Origin of the sequence: Thalassotalea sp. SU-HH00458 (assembly GCF_040362795.1) — a bacterium.
Lineage (GTDB): Bacteria > Pseudomonadota > Gammaproteobacteria > Enterobacterales > Alteromonadaceae > Thalassotalea_H > Thalassotalea_H castellviae.
In genome coordinates this window covers 398786-418576 of record NZ_BAABWW010000003.1, presented here as the reverse complement: position 1 = coordinate 418576, position 19791 = coordinate 398786, and the positions used below count along the sequence as shown (strand labels likewise).

Sequence of the window (19791 nt, the reverse complement as noted above, 5' to 3'; positions counted from 1 at the left end):
ACTGGGCTTGAACCAGTGATTCGGCGCGGGTGGTAAAGAGTAGAAGGTGCTCTCCCAACTGAGCTAATCGTCCATATATCTTTGATATGAATTCAGGGAATAAAATTAGTGGTGGACGATACTGGGCTTGAACCAGTGATTCGGCGCGGGTGGTAAAAGGTAGAAGGTGCTCTCATAACTGAGCTAATCGTCCATATATCAGTGATATAAATCAGGTATAGAAATGAGTGGTGGACGATACTGGGCTTGAACCAGTGACCCCCGCCTTGTAAGAGTACCCCTGCCAAATGTTGCTAATAGTTATTAATCGATGAAATTTGGTTTAACTTTGTATTTCATTAACTTAAAGAAATAAGATGGTAATGTATTATAGGACCAATTAAGCCCTATTGATTCTGACATGTCACAATAACCAACCTTTACTATTGGTTTTTTCTAACCAATATGACCCCTTCCAAATTTCATTTATATTAGTAAAGAAAGCCAATCACTCGCAGTTTTTTTAGATAATTATTTAAATGCATCACTTAAAATTTATTATCTACAAAAGTAATTTCTAAAATTTGTAGTTTAAAGTAAATAGATTTATTTAACCTTTCTGTCTGATCAATTTTTCTATTCTTTTGATAATAAAAAACTATTTAAAAACAATAGATAACAAATCTATAGTTAACTAATTTGTTGTTATTTAAAGTTTTTTATTAAATTAAAGTTGATTTGAAGTTTTATTAGGACTACGTTCTGGCGGAAGTTATGCAAATCAGGAGTATGCATATGAAACTCATGTTACCAGAAGTGTTAAAGGTGTCGCGTAAATCAATTATTATTCACAATGATGCAAAAGCCCCATTCGAATTATTTAATAGCTTTGAATATCAAGTTGAAGCTATGAAGTTTGACATGAGTACATTTAGCAAAGAGCATTTTAACTTACCCTGTTCAATCCGAGCTCGAAATGGAAAATATCAAGTTTTTTCTGGCTGGAACACATTACATAAAAGCACGCCAATATCATCAGAAGAATTACTTGTCTTAAATTTTCCTAAAAAGTTAATTAAAGATATTGAAGAGGAAGCTTGGCGGTACTTAGTCGATAGCTTTACGAATACTTACCAGCGTAATTTAGTATTGGCATACCTTTCATTGGTTATGGAAAACATTCCAAGAGGGGTAAAAGAAAAAATACTTCCGCAGTGTAAATCAAATTCAGCTGAGTCATTGGTTCAGTTTCTTTGCCGTGAAAAGCGAGGACCTGTTCGGCTTCAAAATGAAAGGTTAAAAGCGAAAGAAATCATTTTGCCTTTTAAACTTTAATGGGGAGAGATAGGTATGCCAGTATTGTTGAAAATAGAGGAAACACAGTTCTCTGATGGCTCTATATCTGATAAGCAATTAAATCCAGTTGTTAATGACGAAAGCACTCCGACAGTAACTAAAAAAAGCAAATATGCACGAAAGCATATTATTCGCAAAGAAAAGCGATTAACAGGTGATGCCAATACGTTAACTGAATTTGAGGTCACTTCACTAATTAAATACTGTCACAAATATATCGAGCATGATTTCAACAGTTTGTTATTAACTATGCTGATTACAGGTCGGAATCTAGAATTATTATTAGATCAAAATATAAAGTTTTTGATTGATAATACGAAATTAGAGCTTTCAGGTGCAGGCTTTTTTATCATCAATTGGAAATTCCCAAAACACCACATTCCAGCAAACTTTGAACATATGCTAGATCGCCCAACGTCTAATGGAGTTGTTGTGATCCCTAAGGAACTAACGTCACTTTTAAAAAGTCATCGAGATAGTGAGCATGATTTTAAAGTGATTGAGAGTAGCGTTAGTAAAACGATTGATAAAATCAATCAAGAATATTCGATTCGTTTAACACTCAAAAGAGTGCGTTTATATCTAGATCACTCAAAAGCAAGGTTTAATATTTCTGAATTAGATTATGCTTACATTGCAGGAGAAAATATAAGGTATCATCCTGCTAGTTATTATACACTTTTTTGTAACCAGGAATTGGTAGATAAACAAAAGTCATTTTGTGATGAAATGTTTACTAAAGCAGGTGTACCTCTGTTGACGTTTCCATCGAAACGAACTCAAAAAACTATGGGGAGTCGAATGGTACTAAAAGATCAATTTATAAGAGAGTACTTTGATTTACTCTTAAATAAAATTGATTTAGCGAACTCTTCAGCTGAAAATATTGAAGAACGTCATAACCTTTATACTATTTTGACTATTGATGTTTTACAAATTTGCACTTTACACCGTCCGGTAAAAGGCATCTTTAAAGACATGAATCATTTTGATTTTCAATTTAGCACTGCACTTATTGAAGATAAAGGAAGCAAAAGCATTAGACGACTTCCTTTAGCTCGTATAGGCCTGCAATTTTTGAATGCATATCTGAAATACCTTGGGAAACTTAAAGAGAATGTTCAATATGTTACTCCAAGTATTTACAATGAAATTGATGACATATTAAAAGGAAAAAAAGGCATCTTTCAAATAATGGACCAAGAGAGATTATTTGAGGCAAACCCTAAAAAAAATATAGCATCGATACTAAATGGCTGGTTTCCATTCCCGCCAAATTGGCATCGACACAAAATGGCCACTGTTCTTAAACAACAAAATGTTAATGATGAATTAATTGCTTGTTTTATGGGACATGAAACGAAATTAGATCATTCACTTAGTCAATACAGTGCATTATCTTTTGGTGATTTAACTCAAGTTAGTATGCAAATTGATAAATACTTGAGAGAAACATTACTAGTCCGAACAGTACCTGTCTTTTATAGGAAGTAGTGAATTGAGTAATGTAAATGAGCTAGTTTTATTATTAAAAACGTCACCCGAAAAAAGTAAAAAGGAAGCAGCACTTTTATTAATTAAAGAGCTAGTTGAGAGTCAGAATAAAACAGGTATTGAAGAAAAAAATGAAACATATTTAGCTGTTGAAAAAGAACTGGTAAAACTATTTACTGCTCAAGATAAACTACAGAAGTTGACGATAAATGTTCTTAATCACTTCGTTTATAGTAAGTCACCACCCAAAAAAAGTCAGCCTGAAGTTATTTTTAATAAAAATAATGAATTTCGTACTAATAGCTTATCTCATGTTTATGATAATTACATGACTGGTCTAGAGAAAAGAACGATAGAGATCAAAGACAATAGAGTTGAATTAGCTAATGTTTTATTTTTTGCTGCTATACACGGTGGCTTAAGTTTTGTAGAGGGTATACAAGGATTAGCAGATATTTTAGTAAATGAACCTACTCCGTTTAGGCGTTCAGGTAATCATTTGTTTAATGAAATAACATATCAGCGAAAGTCTCATAACTTTAACTATATTGATAATGACGAAAATGAACTGATCTTAAGACGGTGGTGTCCTGATACATTAACGCTTGCTGCAATTCATCGTTTCCTCAAGAATAAAACAGATCTTTGTTTAGAGGGAGATGCTTGGAAACTTATTCAATTAATATTGCCAGATAAATTTCCGTATAAGCCTCGTTCATTGAATGAGTTTCTATTGTCAGCGGCAACACTTGGAGCAAAATTATCAGGAATAAAAATGCCTCATTTTTTAACTCATTATGCTACTGGTCGCACTCCTAGCTCATCAATGCCATTAGCTTGCTTTCATGCTTTTAATAGGCAAAAGACATTACCTGCATTTGAAATTAGAATGTTTAAAAGCGCTAATTTAACTAAATCAAATTCACCACAATGTTTTATAGATAAAGCTTTTAACTCAGTAGAATTTATCAAACAAATTCGCTTTGCTTGTAGAGAGTTTGATGAGAATGATCATAAACGTTCAAATAAAAAATCTATAAATGAAATTAAACAGTTATTTATACAATTTGATAACCTTCCATTTACCGCTGAGCTCCTCCTTGAATGGATCCTTGATAATTTAATGATGGGCACTTGGATAAATAGCTCAGCACAAAGAGCTATTTCTGCAATTGGCAATGTATGGTTGAGTGAAACGATTGCTCTTGATTTCAATGAGGTAGATGGTGCTGACTTAGATGTTTTATGTGAATACATATCTAGAGAAGAAAATGGCCATGACTTTACCAGGCATCAAAAACTTCAGAGTTTATTAACGTTTGCTAGTAATGCTTTTGGCACACCTTTACCAGACTCATTTGAATTTGATACAAGTGGCTCACGTACAGTTCAAAGTCAACTTATTACAGAGTCTCAGTATCAACAGTTGCGTTTTGATGTTAGGAAATCTATTGATGATGAAACCGATGAATTTAAACTAACAATTGATGTCATACTAATTTTAGCAAGACGACTATTTTTACGTCCGTCAGAATTACTGAAAATATTAATTGAAGATGTTGAGATATCAAATGAACGTTGGCTACGTATTAAACCTAATATTTATATAGGAAAAAAAAATACCTCTGCTAAACGTAAAATACCTTTAACTCTTCTATTACTTGAAGATGAAAGGCAAACATTTGAAGAGTATTTTCGTCGTAGAAAAACAAAAGTGGGTGGTAGGAAAAAAGCATTGTTGTTTTCAAAACTTTGGGAGTTTGATAACCCATTTACAACAGATGTTCTAAGGAACCTTACCGTCGATTTGTTATCTAAATATGCAGGACACCCAGTTAGGTTTTATCAGTTCAGACACAGCGGTATATCAGTATTACAACTTGTTATGTTTGGCTCAGATGAGTTGATTGAAAATTATACTCCATATGATTTACCTCACGCCTATAAAATAAGAGAATTCCTAGCTAATGGAAGTGTTCAAAATAAATACGCTGAGTTATCAAGTATCGCGGGGCATATTAACTCTGAAACAACTCTGAAAACATATAGCCACTTCACTGATATTTTACTTCATGACCATATGTCAAAGCATAATAAACCGTATTCAGTGGCATTTTGGTGTAATTTAAGTGGTATATCTTCTTCTTACATAAGTGAAAAGCTAAGACTATCAAACAATTCGAGAATAGTTGATGTTACAGCAGAGCAAATATCATCCTTTCTTGTAAAAAAGACAACAAAGTTTATTGAAAAAACGAGTATTAAAGCTAAAAAGAAAATTGGCCATGTAAAATCTTCAAGGATTGAAGGCAAGCCAAGTATCGCCTTATGTATTGAAGTACTTGATATGTATGATAAGTATCAAGACTTAGAAAAAATTTGTCTTGAGTTACCTGTTACAGATGAATTGGTAGAAAAGTGGGTGAGAAATGCTGAGTTTTTGAAAAATACATATAAAACACAGAAAAACATGTATCGTTTATATCCTGAGAAAAGCTTTCTATTATCCCCACCTAAAATAACTTCAAGGGATGAACAAAAGGATTGTAATTTATGGATGAAAGAGCTTGGAAAGTATTTTGGTAAAAAACAAAGTGAGTTTGAATGGTGTATTGATTATCTGCTATCTCATGTAACTCATAGCCATTCGTATATTACGTTTAGTAAATCGGAAGACTATAAGCGTTTTATGAAAATAGTGCTTTGTTTTATCAAACCATCATGTTGGTATTTAGAAATTGAGCCTTTGATAAATAAAAAAGATAAGTGCTCTGAAAAATGGGAGCTTACAGAAAGTATAAATACACAGATATTAAATAATTCGGTTAGGCGAGAAGACCAGTTTAAACACGGCCGTGGAAAACTATACTTTCTTCATGCTGGAAGTGAAAATCTAGTTGAAGAGAGATTTAAAAACTGGACATATAAAAAGTATTCGAGTAATGCACTTAAATATGTGTTTCATATTCTTGCGATTATGATGCGAAACTGAAATTTACAAAGAAGTGTACTGTAATGTGTATTATCGTTAACGTTTTGAAAGCTTGGAACAGTCTTAGTTTCAAGCTGATTTTACAACGTTTTCGGAAAGTTATTTGCTATATACAGAGTCTTTTAATGCTTTACCAGCTTTAAAGCTAGGCACATTTGAAGCTGCTATTTGTATTTCAGCACCTGTTTGTGGGTTGCGACCTTTGCGAGCAGCACGAGCTGAAACTTTAAACGTCCCAAAACCTACCAGAGCAACATCTCCACCACTAGCTAGTTCGGAAGTTACCGCTCCTATCAAGCTATCTATTGTGCGACCTGCAGCTGCTTTACTAATATCTGCACTTTCTGCGATTTTATCTACTAATTGGCCTTTATTCATGAATATTTCCTAATTGATTTTTATTGTGGCTTCATAGTAAACAAATATATCTACATAGGGCAATAAATATGTTTTCTATTTAGAGATCTATCTCGCAATGGGGCACAAAGCGGCTTAGAAATAAATTTAAGGTTTAATATTGTGAATTATTCAATTTTAAGTATTTAGAGTATTAAAAATAAATATACATCTTAGGGGGGATCTATTTGTAGAAGCTATAACTTTGAGTGTTATTTTAATTGAGGTGACATCAGTATTACCTGAATTTGAATTTCATATTTATCTTATAAGTACTTTTAGTTTGAAATATTTTTGCTTATTTTTCTGTGAATATAGAAAGTCACCGAATGAGCTCTAAATAAACGTGATATTGCATCATGGTTTCTTTGAAATATTTACTAAAAGTAAATAAATTCCTTTTTTTTAAATTAAATCTGGTTTAAAGTGTTTTTTAAATATAATAAACATTGTGCTATTACTATATAGTACCAAAGTGAGAATAGAGGGGATTATGAAAAATCAATTACTTAAGAAGCTAGGGACTGTACTTGTTATTGCTTCTAGTTTATCAGCTTGCGGTAACACTGAAAAAGATACCGTGATAACTAAAGCGCCAGAAAAAAAGCTCAACATTCTTTATATCATGTCAGATGATCATACGCGCCAAGCAATTGGTGCCTATGGTGGGCTTTTATCATCTATTGACCCAACGCCTAATATTGATAAGTTAGCTAGTGAAGGGACTAGATTTGATAATGTATTTGTTACAAACTCTATTTGTACCCCTAGTCGTGCTACTATTATCACAGGTCAATATAGCCAAACAAATGGCGCATTGGATCTTGATGGGCAAATTAGTGCAGACAAACAATACCTCCCGAAATTAATGTCACAGGCTGGCTATCAAACAGCAATAATCGGTAAGTGGCATTTAAAGAAAGAACCTAAAGCGTTTGATTATTATAAAGTTTTACCTAATCAAGGTAAGTATTTTGATCCAGTATTTCGTGATAAGAATGCTAAAGGAAAATGGCCAAACAACAAAGTTCAATCAAAAGGACATTCTTCTGATGTGATCACAGACCTGTCAATTGATTGGTTATCACATCGCGACAAAAATAAACCTTTTTTCTTAATGCATCATTACAAATCTCCACATGATATGTTTGAAAATGCACCACGCTACGATGAGTACTTAGCAAATGTTGAAATTCCAGAGCCGGCGAGTTTGTATAGTCAACCAAATTGGGGTTCTAAAGCGACAAAAGGAGAGAATGATTCATTAGTTCATGAAATTGGTACCTCAGTTTCCAAGCGAAACCCAAGAAGGAATATGGGAATTCACATGAATGTAGATCAGTCTCTTAGTGATAAAAAATATACACATGAGTCGTATCAACACTATTTAAAGCGCTATTTACGCACAGTTAAGGGCGTTGATGACAACTTAGCTCGTTTATTTAATTACTTAAAAGAGACAGGTGAGTGGGATAATACCGTTATTATTTATACCGGTGACCAAGGTATTCTGTTAGGTGAGCACGATTTGATCGACAAGCGTTGGATGTATGAGCCTTCACTACGTATGCCATTTATTGTTCGCTATCCTGGTAAAACTAAAGCACCTAAAGTGAATGGCGATTTGATAAATAACACGGATTTTGCGCCAATGATGTTAGATATAGCTGGTGTCGAAACTCCTGAGTACATGCAGGGGCAAAGCTTTGCTAATGTGTTTGATAATAAACCGTTAGAGAAGTGGCGTGAGGCAACTTACTATCGCTATTGGATGCATCGAGCCCATCATGACGTACCGTCTCACTTTGGTGTTCGAAGTAAAGAATACAAATTAATATTCTTCTATGGTACCCATTACGATGCAACGCCTGTACAAAGTGATGTTAACTATGCAGGCCATAACTGGAGTCGTAAAGACGGCGTTATACCATCTAAAACAGCAACACCTGCTGGGTGGGAGTTTTATGACTTGAAAAATGACCCTGAAGAATTGCATAACCGCTATGACGATCCTCAATATAAAGAGGTTATCGCAAAGTTAAAGGCAGAAATGTTGAAACAGCGTGAAGCCTACAATGAAACCGATGCTAATTATCCGCATATCCAAAAGGTTATCGATAAACATTGGAATGATTAATTAGCAACACTTAACAAGCTTTCTTCTTTCTAAATTGCTAGTCAGTTCACTGACTGGCAATTTTTATTTTCTCATTAAATCTTTTACTAATTGTTTTCGTATCAAAGGAAAACCGAATGACTGATCTCAAAAAACAGGCTTTGGCCTATCATAGTTCCCCAGTGCCAGGGAAAATCGCAATCGAAATAACTAAGCCTGCAGAAACTAGCTAAGACTTATCGTTGGCTTATAGTCCAGGCGTTGCCGAGCCTGTACGTGAAATAGCGGCTAACCCAGATGATGTTTATAAATATATAGCAAAAGGGAATACTGTCGCAGTGATCTCTAACGGCACTGCTATTCTAGGCTTAGGTAACTTAGGGCCTATGGCTTCAAAACCGGTAATGGAAGGAAAGGCCTTGTTATTTAAACGCTTCGCAAACATTGATTCGTTTGATATTGAAGTTAAACACAAAACAGTAGAAGACTTTGTAAATACGGTGGCTAATATCGCTGATAGTTTTGGCGGAATTAATTTGGAAGATATAAAAGCGCCAGAATGTTTTGCAATTGAAAAAGCGTTAATTGAACGCTGTAAAGTGCCTGTTTTTCATGATGATCAGCATGGTACTGCGATTGTTACTGCTGCCGGGTTACTTAATGCATTAGAAATCCAAGGTAAAAGCATCGAGAATGCTACAATAGTGTGTTTAGGTGCAGGAGCCGCCGCCATTGCCTGTATGGAATTGTTAGTAAAGTGTGGCGCACAACGTGAAAAAATTTATATGTTAGATACCAAAGGTGTGCTGCACACTCGCCGAGATGATTTAAATGAATATAAAAAGCTTTTCGCTAATAATACCGATAAAAGAACATTAGAAGATGCGATCGATGGTGCCGATGTGTTTATTGGCGTATCTGGGCCTAACTTATTGCCTGTTGAAAATTTGAAATTAATGGCTGAAAACCCAATAGTTTTTGCTTGCTCCAATCCAGATCCAGAAATTAAGCCTGAATTAGCTTTAGCTGCACGAAGTGATCTGATTATGGCAACAGGCCGTTCGGACTACCCAAATCAAGTGAATAATGTTTTATGCTTTCCTTTTATTTTTAGAGGAGCACTAGATGTACGAGCAAGAGTGATTAATGATGAAATGAAGCTAGCTGCGGTTCATGCAATAAAAGACATTGCTAAAGAGCTTGTACCAGCAGAAGTTATTAAGGCTACTTCTGAAAAAGAGTTATCATTTGGTAAGAGCTATATTATCCCTAAGCCAATGGATAATAGACTAAATGCTAGAGTAGCTAAAGCCGTAGCAATAGCGGCGATTCAATCGTCAGTTGCACGAATACCGTTACCAAGCACCTATAAATAAAGTAAATAATAGTAGCAGTCAGGTTTTGAAAAATAACGAAATAATAAAGAGTATAACAGTTGTAATTATCTAGAAATCCTTAAATTTTAGAAACTTATAAAAAGTGTGTTTATTTTTAATAAAAAACATTTACAAAGTCTTTACGTTAGATTAGTGTATATTGTGAATATTATAAATATAAGACACATTTTTAAGTGAATCACTTGAAGGTGATTGGGGAGAGAATATGAAGTCGTTTCAAAAGAACAAAGTTAATTTAGCTTGTCGTACAGCAATGTTAACCATGCTTGGTCTAACAACAGCATTTACTGCTGTTGCTGCACAAGAGCAAGAAACTCAGTCAAAAGCAGATGAAGTAGAAATTATTGAAGTAACAGGTGTTAGATCAAGTTTAACATCTGCTATCAACGCAAAACGTGATAGCGATAGTATTTCAGACTCAATTATTGCTGAAGAAATTGGTAAATCATCAGATGAAAGTATTGCTGAAGCACTCTCTCGAGTTGCTGGCGTTTCTTTAGATAGAGGTTCTGATAGCCAAACCGTTACCGTTCGTGGTGTAAGCGCTGCATTAAACGATGTCAAAATGAACGGCATCTCAATGACCAGTAATACCAATGATCAAGCGGTTGACTTAAGTTTATTTTCTGCCGATATTTTGAGCCGTATTGACGTTATTAAATCGCCTAGTGCTAATCAAGAAGAAGGCTCGTTAGGTGCATCAATCAATTTACAAACACGTGCACCACTTTCAAATAAGAAAAATACACAAGTATTAACCGTTGAAGCTCGCCATAATGATTTAAGTGAAGAAACGACACCTCGCTTCTCATTTAACTTTGTTCAGAACTTAAGTGACGATATGGGGTTTTCTGGGTCACTATTTTACGATAAGCAAGATGTACGAAAAGATGAATATCAAATTTTCAGTAACCGTTTAGAAAAATATCAAACAAAAGATGATCCAAAAAATAAAAAAGACCAAACGGTTTATGATGCTGAATCAGGCCAGCTTATTGAAGGACCTATCAGTGCTGTTATGCCATGGTTCTCTGTTAATCGCCTTAATTTAGATGAAAAAACAAAAGTAGGTGGTACAGGTACTTTCCAATATCGTCCTGATGCTGATACTGATATTCGCTTTGATGCATCTTTTTCACGTAATGAAATTGACCATTTACACTCAACAGCACGATTACATAATTTTAAGAATACCAATAACATTGTCACGATTGACCAAAGTGGTGAATCAAATAATGTTGTATCAGCTTATTCTCAAAAAGCAGGTGGCTTGAATCAGTCTGGTAATTGGTTAAATAAAACAGATTCATTAGTGTTAGGTGCTCAATTTCAACATACGCCTGATGACTACTGGACATTTTCTGGTCGTGTAGGTTATGCATTAACTGATCAAGAGTTTACTGATGGCTTCAGAACAGCTTGGGTTCATACTGGTATTGGTAATGCGACAGACTCATCAGGCTGGTGTGGTTTTGATGTTGAAGAAGGGCCTGAAGGTGATAACTTGATGGTCAATAATTATTGTGATCAGTTTGACCCGACAGACCCATCAAAAATGAAGTTGTCAGCAGTACGTTCAGATAGACGAGAAGTGGATGACGAAAAAATAAGTGCGTACTTTGACGTAGAACGAGCTGTTGATAACTCTTTTATTACTTCTGTTGAATTCGGCGTAAAATATACTGATAGAAGTAAGAGTGTTTATGCGGAAGAAGTTTTCTTAAATAAAGGTAGTTTTGAAAATCAAGACAATATTTTTGCTAGTGATGTGAGTTCAACGAGTATCACTGAAGGAAACTTTCTTGATGGTATCGCGCCAAGCTCAATGGTAAATGACTGGTTAATGCCAAATAGTGCGGAAGGTGTGGCATTAGCATTTCCAAGTGGAATTGGTGAAGGCACAATTAACCCATTTACACCTAATCCATTAAAGGCGTGGGAAGTTGATGAAACTACCTATGGTGCATATGTACAAGCTAACTTCGAGCTCTTAGATGGTGAGGTCACAGGTAACTTTGGTGTTCGATATGCTGCGACTGATATTAGCTCAAATGGTACATCAGGCATCAAGTTTGATAAAAACATGCCGTTTTTAATCGAGGGTAATGAATTTGTCTTAACACCTGTCGAAGCCGAGCATGATTACGCAGAATTTTTACCAAGTGCAACAATTAACTGGTTAGTCAATGATGATGTTGTCTTACGTGCTTCAGGTGCTAGAGTACTAGCAAGACCAAATATTAATAGCTTACGCCCTGGTTATGACGTTAAAGCACAGAACTTAAATGAAACACCTACGGCAAATGGCGGTAATACTTACCTTGACCCATTCTTAGCTGATCAGTTTGATGTATCAGCTGAGTGGTATTTTGATGAAGGTGCATTATTGTCAGTAGCACTGTTTTATAAAGACTTTGTTAGTTACACCTATAATACAACTGAGCTTAGAGAGTTAGAAAATCCTCTCACTAATCAATGTATTGTTGACCGTGTAGATTACCCAGAAGGTGATCCTGATCGCTTAAATGCTACGTCTCCTTGTGCTGAAATACCATATAACACGACAGTTAATGGTGGTAGTGCAGACATAAAAGGTGCTGAATTAGCGTATCAACAAAACTATACTTTCTTACCAGGATTTTTTAGTCACTTAGGTTCATCAATTAACTATACTTATGCAGACAGTGAATCAATTGTGAACCCTGATGATCCAACAGATGTATTTAATGGCTTACCATTTTTAAATACTTCAAAAGATTCAGTGAACGCAACATTATTTTGGGAAGATGACAAAACAAGTGTGCGTTTAGCTTACTCATACCGTAGTAAAGCATTGAGCCAAACAACTCATTTTAACTCTAGTTTAGTTCGTGATGCGCGTGAAACGCTTGATTTAGCAATCAATTACGCAATCACTGATAAATTAAAAGTGACGTTTTCAGCCAATAACTTAACGGATAGTTATGACACGTTCTACAACGTGATTACCAATCCTACAGGCGGTAAAGTCATTGAAGGAGATATCGTTAAAGAAACTTCAAGTGACTTAAGTGGTACACCTGAAGATCGTGTTCAAGCGTTATATAATACAGGTAAAAACTACCGTTTATCATTACGCTACACATTCTAAAACAGCGTATTGTTTGAATAAAAGGAAGCTTAATGGCTTCCTTTTTTTATCAGATATTTTTTTTGGCGATAATGTCAAAACCTAATTTTATGAGAATGAATATGATTAATACAAACACTCATGTACTGAAAAAGCTGTTCAAGGCTGTCGCGTTAAGCAGTAGTATTTTAGCTGTTACACTACCTAACTCTGTTATAGCAAAAGAATATCAACCCACTTGGGAGTCGCTTGATAGCAGGGAAACGCCTCAATGGTTTGGTGAAGCAAAATTCGGTATTTTTATCCATTGGGGCTTATATTCAGTGCCTGCATTTTCTACACGTGGCAGTTATTCTGAGTGGTATTGGCATGCAAAAGATGGCGATCAAAGTGGTAAGCATGCTGCTGCGACTGGCCGCGCGACTGATGTTAATGCTTTTCATGATGAAAACTACGGTAAAGACTTTGAATATAAAGACTTTCGAAAAGACTTTAAAGCAGAAATGTTTGACCCAGAGCATTGGGCTAAAGTGTTTAAACGCTCTGGTGCCAAATATGTCGTGTTAACTTCAAAACACCACGACGGTTATACCTTATTTCCGTCTAAAGAAGCCTCTGAATCTTTTGGAATGCCGTGGAACAGTGTTGATTCAGGTCCTAAACGTGACTTAACAGGTGACTTAACTAAAGCAGTACGTAGTGAAGGCTTGAAAATGGGGCTATATTACTCTATCTGGGACTGGTTCAACCCGTATTGGCCAGAAGCCGAACAACCGACCACAGGGGCTAAACGCAAGTCAGGTTTACCTCAAGAAGGTCGTAAAAAGTACATTAATGAAGTGATGTACCCGCAATTTAAGCAAATCGTTAATGATTATGAACCATCTGTTATTTTTTCCGATGGTGACTGGTGGATGGATGACGAGAAGTGGGAAACCAAGCCCATGTTGGCTTGGCTGTACAACAATGCGCCGAACAAAGACGAAGTGGTTATCAATGATCGCTGGGGTAAAGTACGTGGCAAACACGGTGGTTATATGACTACTGAGTATGGCTCGGGCTTTGAAGATCCCAATATTTTATGGGAAGAAAACCGGGGCATTGGTAAGTCATTTGGTTTAAATCGCGTTGAAACCTATGATGATTATAACTCCTCGCAGTTACTCACCTTTATGTTAGTGGATATTGTCTCACGAGGAGGTAACTTCTTACTTGATATTGGCCCAACAGCTGACGGTCGTATCCCAGTCATTATGGAAGATCGCTTAATTGAAGTTGGTAAATGGTTAGAAGTAAATGGTGAAGCAATTTATGGTACTAAGCGTTGGCAGACAGATGCACAATGGAGTGAAGGCGAGCGTATTCAATACACCAAAAAAGATTTCCATCATGGCGTACCAGATCCTATTTTTGAGATGAGCATTATGCCGCGACCAGGTCAGGCAGTGAAAGAGTTATATTTCACTCGTAAGGCCGATACATTATTTGCTTTTATGCCAAAATGGCCGGGCAATACCTTAACAATTAAAAATGTGAAATTGTCGCAAAACTCTACTATTGCAATGTTAGGCAGTGATAAAGCGGTTAACTGGCAACAAAAAGGTGACAACATTGAAGTTGACTTATCAGGGTTTGGTATTAATGACGTGACTAATACCTATATGAATACATTGAAAATAACTAAGGCTAGCGCGGTTAAGTAATTCTTATTGTTAAGTAACTGACTATTTTCCGTGTGTATTGTACACACGGAAAATTTAAGTGCTCTATGTAGTGGTATAGTTAATATTACGCCCTCTGAAGAAGGGCATCTGCTTTCTTAATAATATAGAGGCTCATTAACTGGTTTGAGCGATTAATGGACTAATTTAACCTCTTGAATGCTTGATCATAAACATTACCACGCTCTCTTTTACCAACAGCTAGCACTGTAACAGTAACCACATTCTCTTGAACTTCATAAACTAACCGATACCCTGCTTGGCGAAGCTTAATTTTGTATAGATTTTCGGCTCCAGATAGTTTGTCAGGTTGAACATGAGGGTTAGATAGACGCTCAATTAGTTTCTTTTTAAACTGAGTTTGGAGTGTAGCACCTAATTTTTTCCACTCTTTTAAAGCTGATTTTTTAAATTCAAGTTTATAAGTCATCGATGCTAACCGCTATCGAAGCTTCATTTCTGCGCTCTTCCACTAAAGCTAATAACTCTAGATCTTCAAGTTTTTCCATTAATAGTTCATAGGCCTTTGCAGGAATACAATAGAAAGCCGGTTCATTCCGATTTAGCACTGCAATAGGGTCACCGTGTGCACTAGATACGACTTTCATAGGGTTAGATTTTAACTCTGTAATACTTGCTGCTATTTCTGTTAATATACGGGTAGTCATTACAAGACCTCTTAAAGGTTTTTATTTAGGTCTTATTGTAGGTCTTTATCATGGTCTTAGCAAATTGTAGTGAATGACGGGTAATGGCAAAAGCTGACGATATCATAGATTCCCGCCTTCGCGGGAATGACGTTGTTTATATACTTATGTTATTAGTACTTAAGTGTCATTAGAGGCGCTACGAAATTACGAGAGATAACATCCAAAAGCAAGATGGAATGACGGCGTACTTTTTCTAATTACGTATGATACTCATGGCAATCATACTTTATAACTTCAACTACCTTATTAGAGTTAAAGCTTTTCAACGTTAACAAAATAAGCACCAATTTCTTGCTGTTCTTCATTTGTAAAGATTGCCGATAGTTTTGTTTTTCCTTCGGGTAGTTCAAGTGTAAATTCTATGTATTTATCGCTTTGTGAAACTGGTGCTGACTTGGATAAGTTTGCAATGTTAATTTTCGCAGTAACAGCTTTAAAAGCAATTCCTTTAGCCTCTCTAAATGCAACTTGACCAGTAGAGGGTTTACCAGCAGCCATACTGCTTGATATAGCTTTGTTAGTTGATAATGGCCAACGGCTAAGTTTAAAACGGTAAGTGCCAGAAGATTTTATATCTAAGAACCAATAGCCTTTATGTGATCCATCTTTCTCTCTAATCGCTTGCCTGATTTGTCTTTGCTGCCACGGTACTTGCGCATTGTCTCCTAGCCAGTCGTGGCTGGTGAGCTGTACTGGATTAGCATGCTGTGCACCTATATGAATTGCAGTAGGCTCCGTAAAGCTTGCACTGATGTCTGTCCACCATTGTTGGTATCTCTCTCTTAATTTATTAACGACATTAGGATTTTCGTAGGCAATATTGAGTTTTTGACTCGGGTCTTTTTGTATGTCATAAAGCTCCCGGCCATTAATCAAACGCCATTGATTTGTCATCACCGCACTTTTACGCCATTTTATTGGATTAAGTACACGTTGAGAATCCGTAAATAAGGTTCTATCTGGCCAATTTAATGACTTGTTTGGAGTTAGTAGAGCTTTGATAGACTGACCATCAAATTGCACATTTAAAGTGTTTTTCGAATCAGTTAACGCTAGTAACGTTGGTACAACATCAACAAATGAAGTGATTTTATTTTGGATAAATTCTTTATTTAATCCTGCATTAGGCCAATGAATAAAGAAAGGCACGCGATGACCGCCATCATATTCACTATTTTTTTTACCGCGCATATCAGCGTTAAATATTTTATCACCAGCAGAGGTGCCATTATCGGTAGTAAAAATAAAAATGGTATTTTCAGCTAAATTATTTTCTGTTAAATAATTTCGAAGCTTGGCAACATTGTCATCGATATTGGTGATCATGCCAAAAAAGTGTTGAGTAGTTATTTTTAATCCTTTATTAGCGTATTTATCTGCATACGATTTAGGCGCATGCATGGGGCCGTGAGGTGCGTTGGTACTAATGTAAGTAAAAAATGGTTGGTCTTTATCTTTTGCTTGTTCTATATAGTTAATCGCCTCATTAAATAGTACGTCAGTGACAAAACCTGTAGCTTTTTCTTTGCTATTGTTTCTCATGTATACGTCATCAAAATATGCGTTGTCCCAGTAATCTGGAGTTTGGCCTACACCGCCACCACCATGGTAGTATGCAAAGTCAAAGCCTCTATCGTGAGGGCGGTAAGGGTAATTATCACCTAAATGCCATTTACCAAACATTGCCGTTTGGTAGCCGTTGACTTTAAGTAAATCTGCCAGTGTTTTTTCATTTTCCCTTAACATAGAGCGGCCCATTATGGTGTGCCATACACCAGTTCTATTATTCCAACGGCCTGTTAAAAGCCCTGCACGTGTGGGAGAGCAGGTTGGTGCAACATGATAATTCGTTAAACGTGTGCTTTGTTTACCTAAAGAATCTAGGTGAGGAGTTTTAAGAATAGGGTTGCCATGTAATGAAAGGTCGCCATACCCTTGATCGTCGGTAAGTACGATGATTATGTTAGGTTTGGTAGTAATAACATTTTTATCGTATAAGTCAGCAAAAGTTTGTTGGTGATGAAAACTAACAATAGTAATAATAAGTAAAGATAAAAACTTAATAAAACTCATATCGCGCTCTTGTGTTTATTATTTATACTAAACCTACTGCGGATTTTGTATAATGTACAGGTTAAATAGTAATTCTATGCAAAGTAATGTAAAGTTTTAATTATTACATATGATGTATGTTATAAATAATATTCATTTTTGAGGGTAGATCTGGTTAAAGTATGAAAAATATTCTAATAGTTGCTGTTATAGCGTTTACTTCATTAAGTTGTTTTGCAAATAATGATGATATTTTTGTTGCGCCAAATGGTGTCGACAGTAAAAAGCAATTAGGTTCAATACGAAGCCCATATAAAACAGTTTCGTATGCATTAAAAAATGCACTAGCAGGCACGAATATTTGGTTGAGGGGCGGCGAATATCAAGAACAGGTAAAAGTTAGTGGTATTAAAGGAAGTAAAGAACACCCTGTTGTTATCTCGGCATATCAAAATGAAAAAGTAATTTTTGATGGAACGGATGACTTGAAGTTAAGCTGGCAACCTTATGAAAAAGGGATTTTTAAAGCGAAAGTGAATCAAGACGTTTGGCAATTATTTGTTGATAATGAACAGATGATGCCGGCACGATGGCCAAATGCGCGTTTTGATACGGGTAGTGTATATAGTGAAGATGTCTGGTCAAAAGCACTAGTAAAACCTAGTTCAAATGGTCATTTGGTGGATGACCCCTCAAAGCATGATTTAGCAGTAAGTGGTTTAAATATCGAAGGTGCTTTAGTCATTGCTAACACAGGTAGTTATACAACTTGGACTCGAAAAGTCACACAGCATGAAAAAGGTGCTGATAACTTTAAGCATACCAAAACGCCGAGTATTAAAAGCAAACACTTTAATTATTATCTCGAAGGAAAACTCGACTTTCTGGATGAACAAACTGAGTGGTTTTATCATAAAGAGCAACAATCACTTTATTTAAAACCTAAACAAAAAGATATCAGTAATTTACCAGTAAAAGGGAAGGTAAGAGCGTTTTCTTTTGATGTGAAAAAATGGCAACACGTTGTAATAAAGAATATCGACTTTTTTGCAGCACCGATTCAATGTGTTAATTGCGCTTATGTGACACTTGAAAATGTAAATTTTGAATATGCTGGTGTGTCACGACGTATGCTTGGTGAAGAGGCAACCCCTGCCGATATGATACGTTTATCTTCAGGTAAAAAAGGTAAAGGTCACTTTATTGTCAGAAATTGTCGGATTACAGATACTGACTCACAAGCTATTGTTGTACATGGTAATTATTCTATAGTTGAAAACTGTCACTTTGAAAATACGGATTATGCGGTGACTGAAGCGCACCGACCTGGTAGTGATATAGCGCTTAGTGGTATAGGTGTGCAATATCGTTTTAATACCAATATTAATTCGGGGAATTCAGCAACATTAGCACTCTCGAGTCCAAAAATAATTAAAGGAAAACGTCCTTATAATACGTTAATTGCAGAATTTAATGACATGTCTAAAACAGGTTTTGCACAAACGGATGGCAGTATGATCCAAGGGCACATTCCTATGCAAAATGGCGTGATCATACGTTATAACTGGTTTCATGATTCCTCTAAATTAGCACTGCGTTTTGACGCACCCATACCTGCTGTTCGCTGGGGAAAGTTCGGTTTAGTTCATCATAATGTCTTATGGAATACTGCAGGCATGATGATCAAAGGCACAGATCATCGAATTTATCAAAATCTTGCATTTGATAATGACGGCAGTGATATTATTATTTTGAAAGACAAAGTGACGAAAAAGCAATTACAGAAAAAGAAATTTAAACCCGGTACTATATTTGGTGGTGGCAATAAAAGAACAATCACCAAAAACAATATCGCGGACTCAATTTCTGGCCATCGAAAAAAGCCAGCGGCAGTACCAGGAATATTAGGTAAAAATATTGATGGCCACCTAACAAAACAAGCGATTGAAGACTTGCTTGTTGATGCTGACAATAGAGACTTTAGAGTCAAGAACGCTAAAGATATCGTTGCTGCTGATAAGCTTGATGATACTGATATTAAGTGGCTTTACCCTAAGGAAGAAGCTTATGCGGGAGTTTACCCGGCCAATATCAATTATTATTGGATACCGGGACAAAGGCTAGTAAAAACTTCACATCCAATACCTGCTAATGGCTCGGTCATAAAAAGTAATCGTGTTGACCTTATGTGGCGAGAGGCCTATGGTGCGGTCAAACATAGAGTGTACCTTGCTACTGACAAAGATGTTTTACTTGCCCAAAACCCAAATGAAAAGTGGTTTGTCGCTGAAAAAGTTAAATCAAATATTCATCCTATAAATATTAATAAAACTGATCGTTATTATTGGCGAGTTGATGCCTTAGTAAATGATAAGTGGATTAAGGGTGATGTTTGGCAATTATTACCTGAAAGTGATGGTTAATTGTTTATTTGTTGATAAAAGCAGGTATCATAAGGTTATTGATTAA

11 protein-coding genes, 1 tRNA gene and 1 pseudogene are annotated in these 19791 nt (G+C 35.8%); 8 read left to right on the top strand and 5 right to left on the bottom strand.

The annotated features are described in order from the left end of the window. Positions 1 to 109 precede the first annotated feature (109 nt). Positions 110 to 193, bottom strand: a tRNA-OTHER gene (locus ABXH06_RS07005). 581 nt (positions 194 to 774) lie between these two features. Here ABXH06_RS07005 and ABXH06_RS07000 point away from each other — a divergent pair. From ABXH06_RS07000 to ABXH06_RS06990, 3 genes are read left to right on the top strand one after another with little or no spacing between them, the layout of a single operon-like run. Then, positions 775 to 1314, top strand: coding sequence for a hypothetical protein (locus tag ABXH06_RS07000; protein WP_353517759.1), 540 nt, complete (start codon positions 775 to 777; stop codon positions 1312 to 1314). A gap of 15 nt (positions 1315 to 1329) precedes the next feature. Continuing rightward, the gene (locus ABXH06_RS06995) at positions 1330 to 2829 is read left to right on the top strand and encodes a hypothetical protein (RefSeq protein ID WP_353517758.1); all 1500 of its coding nucleotides are present in this window, start codon (positions 1330 to 1332) and stop codon (positions 2827 to 2829) included. Positions 2830 to 2833: 4 nt separating this feature from the next. After that, complete coding sequence (locus ABXH06_RS06990; RefSeq protein ID WP_353517757.1) at positions 2834 to 5821, top strand: site-specific integrase; 2988 nt, start codon at positions 2834 to 2836, stop codon at positions 5819 to 5821. Positions 5822 to 5920: 99 nt separating this feature from the next. Here ABXH06_RS06990 and ABXH06_RS06985 read toward each other — a convergent pair whose 3' ends face one another. Beyond that, the gene (locus ABXH06_RS06985) at positions 5921 to 6199 is read right to left on the bottom strand and encodes an HU family DNA-binding protein (protein WP_353517756.1); all 279 of its coding nucleotides are present in this window, start codon (positions 6197 to 6199) and stop codon (positions 5921 to 5923) included. 511 nt (positions 6200 to 6710) lie between these two features. On the opposite strand from ABXH06_RS06985, the gene ABXH06_RS06980 reads away from it, so the two are divergent. The 4 genes and pseudogenes from ABXH06_RS06980 to ABXH06_RS06965 all read left to right on the top strand — a co-directional run bounded on the left by ABXH06_RS06980 (position 6711) and on the right by ABXH06_RS06965 (position 14542). Then, entirely contained in the window at positions 6711 to 8354 is a 1644-nt protein-coding gene (locus ABXH06_RS06980) for a sulfatase family protein (protein ID WP_353517755.1), read from the top strand. Positions 8355 to 8470: 116 nt separating this feature from the next. Next, positions 8471 to 9709 (top strand): annotated as a pseudogene (locus ABXH06_RS06975) (malic enzyme-like NAD(P)-binding protein). A gap of 226 nt (positions 9710 to 9935) precedes the next feature. After that, a complete protein-coding gene (locus ABXH06_RS06970) occupies positions 9936 to 12860 on the top strand; it encodes a TonB-dependent receptor (RefSeq protein WP_353517754.1) in 2925 nt (974 codons plus the stop codon). Between the two features lie 101 nt (positions 12861 to 12961). Beyond that, positions 12962 to 14542 (top strand): alpha-L-fucosidase, encoded by a 1581-nt coding sequence (locus tag ABXH06_RS06965; RefSeq protein WP_353517753.1) that lies wholly within the window; start codon positions 12962 to 12964, stop codon positions 14540 to 14542. Positions 14543 to 14702: 160 nt separating this feature from the next. On the opposite strand, the gene ABXH06_RS06960 is transcribed toward ABXH06_RS06965, so the two are convergent. The 3 genes from ABXH06_RS06960 to ABXH06_RS06950 all read right to left on the bottom strand — a co-directional run bounded on the left by ABXH06_RS06960 (position 14703) and on the right by ABXH06_RS06950 (position 17343). Further along, positions 14703 to 14990 carry a type II toxin-antitoxin system RelE family toxin gene (locus tag ABXH06_RS06960; RefSeq protein ID WP_353517752.1) on the bottom strand — a complete coding sequence of 96 codons (288 nt, stop codon included), beginning with the start codon at positions 14988 to 14990 and terminating at the stop codon, positions 14703 to 14705. Then, the gene (locus ABXH06_RS06955) at positions 14980 to 15228 is read right to left on the bottom strand and encodes a type II toxin-antitoxin system Phd/YefM family antitoxin (RefSeq protein WP_353517751.1); all 249 of its coding nucleotides are present in this window, start codon (positions 15226 to 15228) and stop codon (positions 14980 to 14982) included. Before ABXH06_RS06955 ends, ABXH06_RS06960 begins: the two co-directional genes overlap by 11 nt. A 294-nt stretch (positions 15229 to 15522) precedes the next feature. Next, complete coding sequence (locus tag ABXH06_RS06950; RefSeq protein WP_353517750.1) at positions 15523 to 17343, bottom strand: arylsulfatase; 1821 nt, start codon at positions 17341 to 17343, stop codon at positions 15523 to 15525. Positions 17344 to 17504: 161 nt separating this feature from the next. Here ABXH06_RS06950 and ABXH06_RS06945 point away from each other — a divergent pair, with 161 nt between their 5' ends. Further along, positions 17505 to 19745, top strand: a complete 2241-nt coding sequence (locus ABXH06_RS06945; protein ID WP_353517749.1) for a hypothetical protein — start codon at positions 17505 to 17507, stop codon at positions 19743 to 19745. Positions 19746 to 19791: the final 46 nt, after the last annotated feature.